Source organism: Spirosoma flavus, assembly GCF_054778555.1.
In genome coordinates, this window is sequence record NZ_BAAGZL010000001.1 from 1022472 (window position 1) to 1037128 (window position 14657).

The following is a 14657-nucleotide window of genomic DNA, read 5'->3' on the forward strand; positions in this document are numbered from 1 at the left end:
ACTCTTTCACTCTTTCATTATGATCAAGAAAGCCATCATCCCTGCCGCCGGACTTGGAACCCGGTTTTTGCCTGCCACCAAGGCTCAGCCTAAAGAAATGCTTCCGATTATTGACCGGCCCACGATTCAGTACGTCGTGCAGGAAGCCGTCGATTCGGGCATTGAAGATATTCTGATTATTACCGGGAAAGGAAAGCGTGCCATTGAAGATCACTTCGACCGGAACTACGAACTCGAAACCCGGCTGGAAGAAAAAGAAGACCAGTTATTGCTGGATGAAATGCGTCGGTTGTCGGACATGGCGAACCTGCATTACGTTCGACAGCGTGAACTGAACGGCTTGGGTGATGCTATTCGTTATGCTCGTCATCACGTTGGTAATGAGCCATTTGCGGTTTTGCTGGGCGATACCATCATGGACGCTGTAATTCCGGTGACGCAGCAGTTGATTGATACGCACGCTCAGTACGGTTGTTCGGTGATTGCGGTAGAAGAAGTGCCACACGACAAAGTGAATCGGTACGGAATCGTGGGCGGAAAATCATTGAGCGACCGCATTCTGGAACTGGAAATACTGGTCGAAAAACCGGCCATCAGCGAAGCCCCATCGAACTTGGCTATCGCTGGTCGGTATATCCTGACACCCGAAATTTTTTCGATGCTCGAGCAGACGCCCGTTGGTAAAAATAATGAGATTCAATTGACCGACGCCATGCTGCTGCTGCTCAAACGCGAAAACCTGTATGCCCATCGCATCGAAGGAAAGCGGCACGACATTGGCAACAAACTCGATTTCCTGAAAACAACGGTAGAATTTGCGCTCAAACGCCCTGAATTCGCCGATAAGTTTCGGGCTTTTCTGGAAGAGATCATTCGGAAAGGTGAGTGAGATGCATGAGAGAGATATAGGAAGGGTTAATTTCTGCTCTTCGCTGTATTGCCATCTGCATATATCCGGTTATAAAAACCAGCCCTCGTTACGTCAGGTTGTAGTACTTAACGTAGCGAGGGCTGGTTTTTTATACTGTCACAGTCAGGAAATAGATAAGTCGAGGCTGTAACCTATTGGCTTACAGCGTATTGCTGTCGCGTGGGTTTCATTCTTCACATTAATTAACCAGAACCGTTACAAAAGCCTCATCGTCTTCGCCGTTCAGGAAGCCATTGCCCGGCGTTGAATCGTCGTCTGGAGGACTGCTTCCGGCAATCTGAGCTCGCACCGACCCGCTGCCATTGGGTTGAACCGATAGCGTCAGCGTTCTCTTCTGACCAACCGGAATGGAATCGACTGTGCCGGTTACCGTTTGGCCATTAATGACAAAACCGCCTGGATTGAGCAATTGCCAGCCTACGGGTAATAGTATTTGGACCGATACCGCACTGGCAGTAGCACCTCCCCGGTTGCTAACCGATAACTGAAACTGAAGGGGTTCATTAGGGGAAAGGAGTAACTTGCTGGTAATCAAATCTAAACTAAGATCGGCCCTTGACGAGGATATGGGCGGCTGATTTGTCTGTACGGGTTGTAAGGGAGTTTGATTGGGGTTAGGTGATGATGCGTAGTAAACATTAGATTCAAAAGTAGTTCGCAAGTCAGCCGTGGCCGTGTCGTCCTGACCATCGCCTGTGCCGGAATTTGGCTGGCTGTCAGGGTCGATTTGATTACTGCTGATGATTTGGGCTGAAGTGTAATACGTGCCTATATGTGCGGCTCTGACCCTGAATACGTACGGTATGCTGGTCATAGGCGATATACTTCCCGCGTTGATACTGACCGTGCTGCTCGTAGCCGTAATTGCCGGAGACGACGTATCAAGAAACTCAAGCCCGCTCGGCAGTAAGCTTTGTATCGCCACACCGTCGGCAGCCAACGGGCCGCTGTTGGTGAGTGTTACCGTTACGTCGACAGGCTGCTGAACAGCTGGCGTACGGAGGCCGAGAACCATTTTTATCGACAAATCGGCCCCCGAACATAGGGTGAGCGACGTACTGGGCGCGCTCACCAGCGAAGGATTTGAGGCTAATACCCGGACCCGGTAGTTTGAACCAGCCGGTAAACCCGGCGGTAACGTAACGAAAATAGGACTGCTGCTACCGGAGCCAATCGTTGTTTCGTTCGTAAATGAACCATTAGCGTCGGAGAGCCGGACAGAGAACGTATTGCCGCCATTAACGGCTCCGTCGGTTACTTCGAACGATACGCTGAAGGAACTGCTTACACAGGATGACGGTACGTTCGTAATGGTCAGAACGGGTGGGATAGGGCCAATTGGCTCCATCGGATAATACAGAATGTTACGTCTTCCAATAAAAACAAGATCGAACCAAAGGCCCGGACCCGAATCGCCCTGGCGACGTACTGAGTACCGATAACGGCCTCTAGGCTCAACACCGCCGACACCGCCTGAAACAGGGGGATAGTTTCGTATGTAATTAAAATCGGCAAATTCGATGTAGTCGGGCGCTTCCGAACTGGGTTGTGCTACGTTCCAGCCTGAGTCATTGAAACCACCGCCGTCGATACGTTCGATGCGCACTTCCACCGGAGCCGTAGCTTGTACCATTGCATAGAAGCCGTGGCTTTCTGGCTCGTACCGATACCCAAATCGGCGAATGACAACGTCGGCAGTACCACCGCTTACCGGCGGCTGCAAAACGGGCGGAAATGGCAAAGCGGCTGCCCCCGCCTGCACCGTAAACGGCTCGCTCAAGGTGCCAACGGTGACAGGATGCGTAGAAAGCGTTCGAAAACGGTATTGGCCGTCAGGCAGGTTGGCGGGGAGGGTAACCAGAATAGGATTGGCCGTAGTAGGGGCCGATTCAAATACAATTTGGTTGTCGCTGCTCCGGAGAATCTGAACAAAGAACTGATTATTAGCTTCCTGTGGTACGTTTCGAAGAGAAGCTGCGGTGATTATGTCGCCAGGTCGACGGATCAGGGGCAGCGTATAGGCGCTGGTAATCAACGCCGACTCATCGTTTGGTAGGTACGGAACCGCATTCTGAAAAAAAGAAGCCGACAGACTCTGATCCCAACGGTTCGTAAATTCGATCAAACCGGGGCCTTTCATGTGGATATCGTCGGGCCGGTTTACGGGGCCAACAATGTCGTCTGTAGAAGGACCGGGGTATACGCTGGGTACATTGGCAATGAGTTGATTTTGAGCCGCTATAACGCCCGGATTGGTCTGCCCAAGAATATAGCTGGCCCGCGATACCACCCAGGGCAGTTGAGACCCACGAACCTGCTGCCGACTTTTTTGGATTACGTATTGAATGTTGTTGTAATACGTTGGCTGGTCAGAAAAGTTATCACTTTCGCCCTGATGCCAAAGCACAGCCCGCGCGCCCGTTCGTGCTACGTAGTGAAGCAGTACGGTTCCTAACTGTCGATAGACCGACGTTTGGGGTGTTGTTCCGATATTGCCAGCTGCCGATTGCTGCCACTGACTACTGGACGTAGCACCCAAAGAGGCTCCCAAGAACATAACCGGTACATTTAGTCGCTGAACCAGTTTATCGCCCAGTAAACCCCACAAATGAGGAGGCTGGCTGGGACCGATGGCGGTGCCATAACTGACGTTGCTCATACGTAGCGGCAACAATTGGTCGCTGATGCTATCGAGCTGAATATCAACGGCCGAGACGCGGTCTTCGGTAGCGCTCTGAACCCGCTGAAAGCCACCGTAATTGTTCGACTGCCCCGCTATGATAAACACCTCACCTACGCCAACCCGATTTACGGAAGTACTGGCTATGACAGACGATCCCGAACGGGCTTGTACATCGAGCCGATAAAAACCGGCTACTGCGGGTAGGCTGCCCCGGAAAGCGGATGAGTTAGGAAGTATGCTTAAAGTCGTCCAGGCGCTTATTTCGCCCTGTCCACTCGCTAACGGAACAACGCGGGCTTCGACGATATTGGCGCCTTGAGGGGCTGTTCCGGCGACAAGAATGTTGGCCTGGTTGGCTTGATTACGTTGAAAAACCATCCGGGGCACCGGACTGGTAATAACGAGTTGTGCAAGTGAGTTGAGCGGAAATAACCAATAAACCAACGACAGGAGTCGTAGATACTTTTTCATAGACGTGAATGGTGTTGGCGGAACCGAATCAGAAAGTTAGTGCAATTTCTTTGTGAAAGCGTTTACATCAACTCATTACCTTTTGTGGTAACATAAAACTAGCCCTCATGTATTCAACTTATGTTTCTGATTTTGTGCGTTTTTAACCGACTGATAAATTTTTGTAGAATTACCTGTGAGACGAAATATAGGCGGTTTGGCCACTATTTTTGCCAATAAAGAAGCTCAATCTGTTAACAGATTGAGCTTCTTTATTTTAGACGCATTTACGTTGAAAACTAGACTTATTTAACGCCAACGGCGGTTTTTATTTTTAATTCATCCAGCTGAGCCTGGCTAATGACAGAGGGCGAATCGATCATGACATCGCGGCCGGAATTGTTTTTCGGGAAGGCAATAAAATCGCGGATGGAGTTTTCGCCCCCGAAAATGGAACACAACCGGTCGAAACCAAAGGCAATTCCGCCGTGGGGTGGTGCGCCAAATTCGAATGCGTCCATGAGGAAGCCGAACTGTGCTTTCGCTTCTTCGTCCGAGAATCCCAGGATGCTGAACATGCGCGCCTGCAACTCGCGGTTGAAAATCCGAATGGAGCCGCCACCCACTTCAGTTCCGTTGATAACCATGTCATAAGCGTTGGCACGTACCGACCCTAAATCAGTTTCGAGCAGCGGTATATCTTCGGGCTTTGGCGAGGTAAACGGATGGTGCATAGCAAACCAGCGTTGTTCTTCTTCGCCGTATTCGAGCAGTGGGAAATCGAGTACCCACAACGTACTGAATACGTTCGGATCACGGAGCCCTAAACGGCTACCCATCTCCAGTCGTAGTTCATTCAATTGCTTCCGGGCTTTAGCCGCATCACCCGAAATAATTAGCATCAGATCACCGGGTTTGGCCCCAAACTGGATGGCCCATTTCTGCAAATCTTCCTCCGAATAGAACTTATCGACGGATGATTTCAACGTGCCATCTTCATTATAGCGAACGTAGATCAGCCCTTTCGCGCCAATCTGCGGACGTTTCACCCAATCGGTCAGTTCGTCGATCTGTTTCCGGGTATAGTGAGCGCAGCCGGGTGCGTTGATACCGACGACCAATTCTGCTGAATCGAACACACCAAAGTTTTTGCCCGAGGTTAAATCCACCGTGTCGAACGTACCTTTCAACTCAACGAACTTCATATCGAAGCGGGTGTCGGGCTTATCAGAGCCGTAGAACTTCATGGCATCGGCGTAGGTCATGCGCGGTACGTTGGCTAGGTCGATACCTTTAACCGCCTTGAACAAATGCCGAATCAATCCTTCGAACATGTTCAGAATGTCTTCCTGCTCCACAAACGACATCTCGCAGTCGATCTGTGTGAACTCAGGCTGACGATCTGCGCGAAGGTCTTCGTCGCGGAAACATTTGACAATCTGGTAGTACCGGTCAAAGCCTGACACCATCAGCAACTGTTTGAACGTCTGTGGCGATTGAGGAAGCGCGTAAAATTCACCCGGATTCATCCGGCTGGGCACTACAAAATCGCGTGCACCTTCGGGCGTCGATTTAATCAGAACCGGCGTTTCAACTTCAATGAAATTCTGCCCGTCCATGTATAGTCGGGTTTGCTGTGCCATCCGATGCCGTAACTCCAGATTGCGCCGAACCGGATTACGACGCAGGTCGAGATAGCGGTATTTCATGCGGAGATCGTCGCCCCCGTCGGTATCATCTTCGATCAGGAAAGGCGGCAGCTTGGCTGGGTTCAATACTTCCAGCGACGTGACTTTCAATTCAATATCGCCAGTCGGAAGATTCGGATTTTTTGACTTCCGCTCGATGACAGTCCCCGTAGCTTTGATCACAAATTCACGTCCCAGCGAGCGAGCAATTGTGAACAGTTCAGGAGCGGTCTGACCGTCTTCCAGCAGCAGTTGGGTAATGCCGTAGCGGTCGCGGAGGTCAATCCAGAGTACACCACCTTTGTCGCGGATTGTTTGTACCCAGCCTGTTAGTGAGGCCGTCGTGTTAGCATTCGTAAGGCGGAGTTCTCCGCAAGTATGAGTACGCAGCATGAATAAAGAGCGAAAGGGTGAAAGAGCGAAAGAGTGAAAAAGCTGACGCGAGCGAAACCGTCGAATGGCCTTCACTCTTCTACTCTTTCGCACTTTCGCTCTTTAAATTCTGCCGCAAAGGTAGATACTTTACGGGAACTGGACAGCCGCTCTTTCACTCTTTCACTCTTTCGCTCTTTACTTTCTATAGTCCAAGGCTGGTTTCCGGTCGCCGAGCAGGGCTTCGTATTTGAAATCGGCCCCGCGTTTCTGATTCCATTCGGCGGTAGCTTTCTCGATCAGGGTTGGCGTTTTGTATAAATCCAGTGCAGTCAGGGCTATCGTTTTGGCCGCTACCAGCATGCCTTTCTGACCGATACTCATGCCACTAGCGGCCGTCGATTGCCAGCTATGGGCCGATGAACCCGGCACCCACGTAGCAGTTGACAAACCAACTGTTGGAACCACCCAACTTACGTCGCCCACGTCGGTAGAAGCGCTGCTGGTGGTGGTTTCGGAGGCTGTGCGGAAGTCTTTCACCTCGGCCGCACTTTCAACAGGGACTTTCGGGCCGTTGAACGTAGTACTGATTTTTTGAGCAAAAGCCGTTTCTTCAGGGGTGTATTTGATGCCGCCGACAGTTTGCAGATTCTGATGCATCACTTCGGCCAGCGTTACGTTCGGCAGCAGGTTATATACGCCACCCAAAACCTCCCATTCCACCTGTGTACCAGTTCCTTTAGCCGCACCTTCGGCGGCATTTTCGATACGTTTCCAGACACTTTGCAGAATATCACGGTCCTTGTGGCGAGCGTAATAATAAACCTCCGCAAAGGCCGGTACTACGTTCGGCGCTTCGCCACCGCGTGTAATCACGTAGTGAATGCGCGTATCAGACGGAATGTGCTCACGCATCATGTTGACCATATAGTTCATGGCTTCTACGCCATCCAGCGCCGACCGGCCTCGTTCGGGCGCGGCAGCCGCGTGAGCCGCGATGCCTTTAAACCGAAATTTGGCGTTTTTATTGGCTAGCGACGTACTGGCATCGGCTGCATTCTGAGCCCCGGGATGCCAGTGCAGCACTACGTCGACATCCTTGAATAACCCTTCACGTACCATATACACCTTTCCCGAACCACCTTCTTCGGCCGGGCAGCCGTAAATACGTATCGTTCCCGAATGCCCCGATTTCTTCAGCCAGTCCTTAATTTCGGTAGCGGCTGCGACAGAGGCCGTTCCGAACAGATTGTGGCCGCAGCCATGGCCGCCTTTCTGACCCTGAATGGGCGTAAATTCGGGTTTGGCTTCTGTGGCCAGACCGGGCAGCGCGTCATATTCACCCAGAATGCCGATCACGGGTTTGCCATAACCATACGTAGCAACAAACGCTGTCGGAATGCCCGCTACGCCCGTTTTTACGTCGAAACCTTCTTTCTTTAACTGTTCAACGAGCAAGGCTGAGCTTTTTTCTTCCTGATAACCAAGTTCAGCAAAATCCCAGATTTGTTTCGAGATACCAGCGTACTCAGGAAATCGCTTGTCGAGATCTGCCACTATGGTTTGCTTGTCTGAATCGATAGCTGACGTTGCTGCTTTTTTAGCTTTCGGCTGAGCAACAGCCAGTAAAGGCAACAGCAGTGCCGCAGTAAGAAATTGTGTTTTCATAGAAATCGTCACGGTTGTATTTAAATAGACAATTTGGTCATAAAGCCGATAAAAATACGGCAAAATGATAAAAGTACGTAACAATAATTGCTTGAGCTCCAGATTTGCGTAATAAAGAGCTTTAATGATTTTGAATGCTACGTTCAGTTATTGACCAAATTACTGATTGCCCGGAGGAGTTGCTACGGCTAAAGGAGGAACGTCTTTTACAGCAGGTGATGGGTCTGGTTTTGGTTTGCCACGTAGGAAAGAAAGAAGAGCGCCCGTTACTATTAATCCTGTCATAGTCAGGTAAGCGTAACGCATACCAAGCAGTTGAGCCTCAAGGGCTTCAGGCGTTACGTTGTTGGCTAGGGCGTAGCGGTTTCGGGTACTGTACCATATGGCCGCAGCCAAGGCAATACCCACCACAAAGCCGAGATTTCGCATAAAGGCAATCATGCTACTGGCAAGGGCCCGCTGGGCTAGGGGAGCCGAGTTCAACGCGCTACTACTGTTTGGCGACTGAAACAGACCGAACCCCAAACTCACCAGCGAACTCCGCCAGATAACATCTTGCCACTCCCAATCGGTATCGAGAAATGAAAAGGCAAAATACCCGCAGGCCGTTATCAACAATCCCGCACTTGACAGCCAGCGCGTTGGCACACGACTGGATAAATAGCCACCCAAAGGAGCTACGATACTAAGCGTTAACGGACCCGCCAGCAAAATCAGTCCCGCCCGTTCGGGAGTTAGCCCCAGCAGTTGTTGAAGGAAAAAAGGAATGACAAACAGGTTGCCGCCCGAGGCCACAAATCCACAAAAAGCCGATAAAATCGCCGAGGTAAACGGCCAGATTTTGAATAAATCAAGACGTAGCATCGGCTCACGGACACGCATTTCCCAGAGAAGAAAAAGTACTAGTAAAACACCGCCTATGGATAATAGGCTGATAACTAACGTATCATCCCAGCCGTAGCGTGGTTCGGGGCCAAAATCGAGGCCGGTCAGCAACGTAATAACTCCTATCAGAAATAACCCTGCGCCCACCAGATCAAAACGTTGGTTGGTTACTTTAGGGCTTTCGGGTAAAATAGTCCAGGCACGCCAGATGGCGATTAGACCAATCGGTACGTTGACCCAGAAAATACTCGTCCAGCCGAATTTGCCGAGCAATAACCCGCCAATCACCGGCCCGGCGCTGGAGCCAGCCGCCACCACCGATCCCATAAAGCCAAGTGCCTGACCCCGTTCTTTCGGCGAAAAAGCATCACTGATAATGGCTGGTCCAACAGCATAAATCATAGCCGCTCCCAAGCCCTGCACCACACGAAAACCCACCAGCGACCACAGGTTCCAGGCCAACCCGCAGAGTAGCGAACCGAATACAAACACACAGAACCCGCTGATATACAATTGCCTTCGCCCGACCCAGTCCGACAGTTTGCCCATGATGAGCAACGTACTGGTTGTGGTCAGCAGGTAGCACAAGACTATCCATTCTACACTATCACCAGCCGCTAATTCCCGGCGAATGGTGGGCAGGGCAATGTTCACGATGCTGCTGTCGAGCGTCGACATAAACGTACCGAACATCACCGTTCCCAGAATAATCCATTTGTTGGGCGACGACGTAGTAGTTGTAGTAACTGGGACAGACACAGGCGAAACAGGTTTATTCAGGAACCTAACCGGCAGAAACGCTACGTTGTTTAGCTCAGTTTGGTAACTGGCCCATTGTTACGTCTCCAAATTCTATCTTGATACGTAGCATAAACCTTAAAACTGTGACAGGGTGCAATCCATGATTTTCGGTAATTTGCGTCGTCGTTGGTCTTTACTGACTGCTAACTATTCTTGCTAATGTATCTCCTTGGATTTGACCTCGGCAGCTCGTCTGTCAAAGCGTGTTTAATCGATGCCGACAACGGTAACGTTGTTGCGTCGGCGTTTTATCCGCAACCTGAAATGGCCATCGAAGCTCCCCAACCGGGTTTCGCCGAACAACAACCCGAACTATGGTGGCAAAATGCCTGTCTGGCCAGCAAGGCCGTGATGCAGCAGGCAGCTATTCAACCGAGCGAGGTAAAAGCGATTGGTATTTCGTACCAGATGCACGGGCTGGTAGTTGTCGACAAGGATTTTAACGTACTACGTCCTTCCATCATCTGGTGCGATAGCCGGGCGGTTCCATATGGAAATGCCGCTTTCGATGCGCTTGGCCACGAACACACACTGCATCATCTGTTGAATTCACCGGGCAATTTCACGGCGGCTAAATTGGCCTGGGTGAAAGCGAACGAACCGGATGTGTACGCGCAGGTCGCTCAGTTCATGCTACCCGGCGATTATCTGGCCGCCCGCATGACTGGCGACATTGTTACAACAGCGTCCGGACTTTCGGAAGGCGCGTTCTGGGATTTTCAGGAAGCAAAGCCCGCGCAGTTTCTGCTCGATTATTTCGGATTTGATACGTCATTAATTCCTTCTATCAAACCCACGTTTGCACCGCAAGGCGAAATTACCGCATCGGCAGCCGCCGAACTGGGTCTTGCTGCTGGCACACCCGTTACGTATCGCGCTGGTGATCAGCCAAATAATGCGTGGTCGCTGAACGTACTGGAACCGGGTCAGATTGCGGCTACGGCTGGTACGTCGGGTGTGGTGTATGGCGTGAGTGATCAGGCTAAATACGATCCGCAATCGCGAGTCAATACGTTCCTGCACGTCAGCAACACGGCTCAGGCTCCGCGATATGGCGTTTTGTTGTGCGTGAACGGAACAGGCATTCTGAATAGCTGGCTACGTAATCAGGTGCTACGTCGAACGGTGGGTTACGACGAGATGAACGTACTGGCACACGAAGCCCCCATCGGTGCCGACGGACTGGTGTGCCTCCCATTCGGAAACGGTGCCGAACGCATGCTCGAAAACGCTGACTTAGGCGCGTCGTTTCATGGACTGCAACTCACACGGCACGGGTTGCCACACCTGATTCGGTCAGCGCAGGAAGGTATCGTTTTTGCGCTTTATTACGGTATTCAGATCATGGAAAGTGTGGGCGTTGGCTTGCAAACGATTCGGGCGGGAGAGGCCAATATGTTCCTGAGTCCGCTTTTCCGCGATACGTTAGCCAATCTCACTGGTGCTACCATCGAACTGTATAATACCGACGGCGCACAGGGAGCCGCTCGTGGTGCTGGACTTGGTCTGGGCCATTACAAAAATGCCCAGGAAGCCTTCACCGGTTTGCACGTAACAAAAACCATCCAACCCGATATGCGGGCGCAGGAAGCGTACCGCGAAGCATATGGGCGGTGGTCGACGGCTTTAGGGGGAAAATAATCGTTTGTTGCTAGCTTTGTGTAAATATGTAAAGGTATGGTCGACTACCGTCAGATTATCACTATAGAGCCTGGGAAACGAGGTGGAAAGCCTTGCATTAGAGGTATGCGTATTACTGTTGGTGATGTTTTAGGCTGGTTGGCCTTTGGCATGACGATGGACGAGATTATCAGCGATTTTCCGGAGTTGACCAAAGATGATATTTATGCTAGTCTGGCCTTTGCAGCTCACAAAGAGAACTCGCTTCGGATTGCTGCATGAAACTTCTTCTTGACCAGAATATTTCTTACCGAGTTGTTAAAAAACGGAAGGATCATTTTCCGGCCGTCGAAGGCGTTCGTGAGAACGGGCTGTATGATCAGAATGACCGGGCCATCTGGGATTTTTGTCGGCAGAATGAATTCACGATTGTTACGTTTGATGAAGATCTCTACAACTTGACCGCGCTTTATGGACCGCCACCCAAAATTATCTGGCTACGGACTGGCAATCTGACTAATGAACAAGCTGTAGAATTGCTTATTCGTTATAAATCCAATATTGAATTCTTTATCTCAGACCCATTGTCGGAAAAGGAAGGGTGCCTGGCTATTTATTCGACGGGGACAATTCCTATTTAGTTTTTGCCTTGGGAAGGCTTTCTTAGAGAAATCGGCAGTACGTGCACCTAAATTCTAGATATACATACTGCCGATTTTTGTTAAAAATTGATAACCAAATTTGGTCCTGGTCTGTGTCTCAACTTATTCTGGCGAAAATTTAACATAACAATTAGTTGTCATCTCTCTTTAAAAGAGAAGGCAACCTTGATGTGTAAACAATACTATATCGGCTATGAAAACGATTCAATTTTCGATTGACCTACGGTCTTTCTTTCTGGGCGCGCTTACACTGATTGGCGTTCTGTTACTGGCCAATTTCAAACCTTCCAGCCAAAACCAACCTGAACCCAGAAATACAGATAATCGGCGGTACCAAGCTGTAACCAGCGAACGAGAATCGATTATACTCGACACCCAGACAGGCGAATTCGTTGTTATGCCTAGCTACCTCGGACAACCGCGCAAGATCAAGCTGGATTTTAAAATGATAAAGCCTAAAAACTAAGTTGTTTTCTAAAGCTTCTACGCCTTCCGTTCCTGAGTAATTCGGATATCACACTCAGGTAACCAACTGGTTGACGCAGGAAGATGCCTTGTTTAGGATTAGGTCTTTTCGCCAGTTGCTGCGTTACTACATGGTTACTCCTAACAATCAGCTACTATGAAACCACTCACTTTTCTTTTCATTCTGGGTGTGCTATTGACGAGCTGCACGCCTAAAATTCAGGTTGTTACGTTACGTGGTTCAAATGTTCGTCCTGCCAAAGAAGGTCTAATTCTCGATAACGATACGTTGACGCTTCGGTATAATTTCGCCAGCGAGCGGGGGCTGATGCATCTTACGCTGGTCAACAAACTCAATAAGCCCTTATACGTTGACTGGAAGCGTTCTTCATTTATTATCGGGCAAGACAAAGTCGATTACTGGTACGACGTAGCCAATGTGGACGTAACAGGTTCTTCGTTGCGATACAACCGCTACGTTAGTTCTTCTGCCCTGAGTGGCACGATTACCAAAGCTGATCCTGTTGCCTTTATCCCGCCCCAGACCAAACTGGAAAAACAGCAATTTGTGATCGTACCTCAAGGCACGATACGTCTTCCCGGACAGGCCAGCGTTGTGCAGGAACCATCGAAATTGATGAGTAACAAAAAATTCGTTGATGTCAACGTATATACCTATGCGCCAGAGGAATCACCCTTGACGTTTCGTAATTATCTGACGCTATCGACTGACAAGGATTTTAAAACTGAGTTTTTTATCGATACAAAATTTTGGGCATCGGACGTAAAGGTGCTCCCCCGCGACCAAGTGTTGAGCCAGCGCATTGATGGGGTATACGAATATGCCGATCCGGTTCCGTTCAAACAGGCGGATGGTTTCTACGTATCTTTGCCCACGCAATAACTTCTACCGATTTATGAACCCGATCTTCGCTAAACTGAACTACAAAACCCAACCAGAAATTACCGTCCTGAATGCTCCGGATGAGTTTTTGCCCATCATGGATGAGATGCGTTCGATGGCTACTATTGTTACGTCGCCAGAGCAAATTCAAATCGGTAGTTTTGCGATTGCCTTTGTGAAAACCCAGCAGGAAGTGGATGCTGTTAGTCAGCTTCTGACCGAAAAAATTCAGGGTGATGGGTTGCTATGGCTGGCTTATCCAAAAGGTTCATCGAAAAAATATAAGTGCGATTTCAATCGAGACACGGGTTGGACGACTTTAGGGAAACTCGGTTTCGAGCCCGTTCGTATGGTAGCTATCGACGAAGACTGGAGCGCGCTACGTTTCCGACGAGTTGAATATGTTAAAAAGATGACCCGTCAGGAAAGTGGGGCAATTTCTGAACAAGGCAAGGCGAAAACCCGACAGAAAGTGAGCTAAAAGGCTCCCACAGGCTCTGGCTGTGGGCTACGCGGCAGCTATCATGTTAATCGCTAACGCTATTGCAACAGCCGGAGCCTGTTAGGGCCTTTATTTCAAAAATTCGCCCAGATTCTGCTTTGTTACGAGTTGGAACGGAATCAGCGTTTCTTTATCGTAAGGTTGCCCTTTCGCAATTTTGATAGCGGTTTCAATGGCTTTGGCGCCTTGTTGTTCAGCATTCTGGAAAACAGTAGCATCCAGTGTCCCTTTTTTGACAGCCTGCAAGGCGTCAGGAATAGCATCGATGCTGACAACCAAGACTTTATCTTTCAGACCTGCGTCGGTTAAGGCTTTTACAGCTCCGAGACCCATTTCGTCGTTCTGGGCAAAAACAGCGTTGATTTGTGAACCGTACGACTGAATCCAGTTCTCCATCAGCGACATCCCTTTGGCGCGGTCCCACTCGGCGGTTTGGTGCGCCAACAGTTTCAGATTTGGATACTGCTTGAGAATTTCCTGCGCACCCTGTTCGCGTTTTATCTGTGCCGCCTGCCCCATATAGCCGTGCATCATCAATACGTTACCCTTGCCGCCCAGTTTGTCGGCGATGAATTTCATGGCGATACGTGCCGATTCGACGTCATCCGAACCTACAAAAGCGGACGGTTTTGTACTCGTTTCAGAGTTGACGTTGATGATGGGAATTTTTGCGGCCAGCGCTTTAGTCACGGCGGGCGAACTGGCTTCCACCTCGCAGGGATTCATGATGATGGCGTCGACGTGCTGCGCAATGAAACTTTCGACCTGCTCCACCTGCTTCAGCGCCGACCGCTCCGCATCGACGGTGATGAGTTCAACGCCATCAGCTTCGGCTTTTTTAGCCATTTCATCGTGAACGTTCACGATAAATTCGTTCTGCATACTGAGCATGGATGCTCCTACGACGATCTTTTTACCGTCGCTCCCGCCACTTTTTTCGCTCGATGACGATTGATTACAGCCAATAAGTAAAGTACTGAATAGTAGGGTAGAAGCAAGTAATGGTAACGGTGGTCGTTTCATGAT

General features: G+C 50.0%; 12 protein-coding genes. 7 read left to right on the forward strand and 5 right to left on the reverse strand.

Going from position 1 to position 14657, the window contains the following annotated elements:
• Nucleotides 1–19 precede the first annotated feature (19 nt).
• Nucleotides 20–889, forward strand: coding sequence for a UTP--glucose-1-phosphate uridylyltransferase GalU (galU, locus tag ACYVF1_RS03935; RefSeq protein ID WP_461075828.1), 870 nt, complete (start codon nucleotides 20–22; stop codon nucleotides 887–889).
• A 220-nt stretch (nucleotides 890–1109) separates the two neighbouring features.
• Here galU and ACYVF1_RS03940 read toward each other — a convergent pair whose 3' ends face one another.
• The 4 genes from ACYVF1_RS03940 to ACYVF1_RS03955 form a co-directional block, all read right to left on the reverse strand.
• Nucleotides 1110–4085 carry a sialate O-acetylesterase gene (locus ACYVF1_RS03940; RefSeq protein ID WP_461075830.1) on the reverse strand — a complete coding sequence of 992 codons (2976 nt, stop codon included), beginning with the start codon at nucleotides 4083–4085 and terminating at the stop codon, nucleotides 1110–1112.
• Nucleotides 4086–4369: 284 nt separating this feature from the next.
• Complete coding sequence (gene aspS, locus ACYVF1_RS03945; RefSeq protein WP_461075832.1) at nucleotides 4370–6145, reverse strand: aspartate--tRNA ligase; 1776 nt, start codon at nucleotides 6143–6145, stop codon at nucleotides 4370–4372.
• 177 nt (nucleotides 6146–6322) lie between these two features.
• Entirely contained in the window at nucleotides 6323–7792 is a 1470-nt protein-coding gene (locus ACYVF1_RS03950) for an amidohydrolase (RefSeq protein WP_461075834.1), read from the reverse strand.
• Nucleotides 7793–7951: 159 nt separating this feature from the next.
• On the reverse strand, nucleotides 7952–9436 hold the full coding sequence (locus tag ACYVF1_RS03955; protein WP_461075836.1) for an MFS transporter: 1485 nt from the start codon (nucleotides 9434–9436) through the stop codon (nucleotides 7952–7954).
• Between the two features lie 201 nt (nucleotides 9437–9637).
• On the opposite strand from ACYVF1_RS03955, the gene ACYVF1_RS03960 reads away from it, so the two are divergent.
• From ACYVF1_RS03960 to ACYVF1_RS03985, 6 genes are all read left to right on the forward strand, one after another.
• Nucleotides 9638–11119 carry a xylulokinase gene (locus ACYVF1_RS03960; RefSeq protein WP_461075838.1) on the forward strand — a complete coding sequence of 494 codons (1482 nt, stop codon included), beginning with the start codon at nucleotides 9638–9640 and terminating at the stop codon, nucleotides 11117–11119.
• Nucleotides 11120–11155: 36 nt separating this feature from the next.
• Nucleotides 11156–11380, forward strand: coding sequence for a DUF433 domain-containing protein (locus ACYVF1_RS03965; protein WP_461075840.1), 225 nt, complete (start codon nucleotides 11156–11158; stop codon nucleotides 11378–11380).
• Nucleotides 11377–11739 (forward strand): DUF5615 family PIN-like protein, encoded by a 363-nt coding sequence (locus ACYVF1_RS03970; RefSeq protein ID WP_461075842.1) that lies wholly within the window; start codon nucleotides 11377–11379, stop codon nucleotides 11737–11739. The genes ACYVF1_RS03965 and ACYVF1_RS03970 overlap by 4 nt, the downstream gene beginning before the upstream one ends.
• A gap of 214 nt (nucleotides 11740–11953) precedes the next feature.
• A complete protein-coding gene (locus tag ACYVF1_RS03975) occupies nucleotides 11954–12226 on the forward strand; it encodes a hypothetical protein (RefSeq protein ID WP_461075844.1) in 273 nt (90 codons plus the stop codon).
• Nucleotides 12227–12382: 156 nt separating this feature from the next.
• Complete coding sequence (locus ACYVF1_RS03980; RefSeq protein ID WP_461075846.1) at nucleotides 12383–13129, forward strand: hypothetical protein; 747 nt, start codon at nucleotides 12383–12385, stop codon at nucleotides 13127–13129.
• 13 nt (nucleotides 13130–13142) lie between these two features.
• On the forward strand, nucleotides 13143–13610 hold the full coding sequence (locus ACYVF1_RS03985) for a hypothetical protein (protein ID WP_461075847.1): 468 nt from the start codon (nucleotides 13143–13145) through the stop codon (nucleotides 13608–13610).
• A gap of 90 nt (nucleotides 13611–13700) precedes the next feature.
• Here ACYVF1_RS03985 and ACYVF1_RS03990 read toward each other — a convergent pair whose 3' ends face one another.
• Entirely contained in the window at nucleotides 13701–14654 is a 954-nt protein-coding gene (locus tag ACYVF1_RS03990; protein ID WP_461075848.1) for a sugar ABC transporter substrate-binding protein, read from the reverse strand.
• Between the last annotated feature and the right edge of the window lie 3 nt (nucleotides 14655–14657).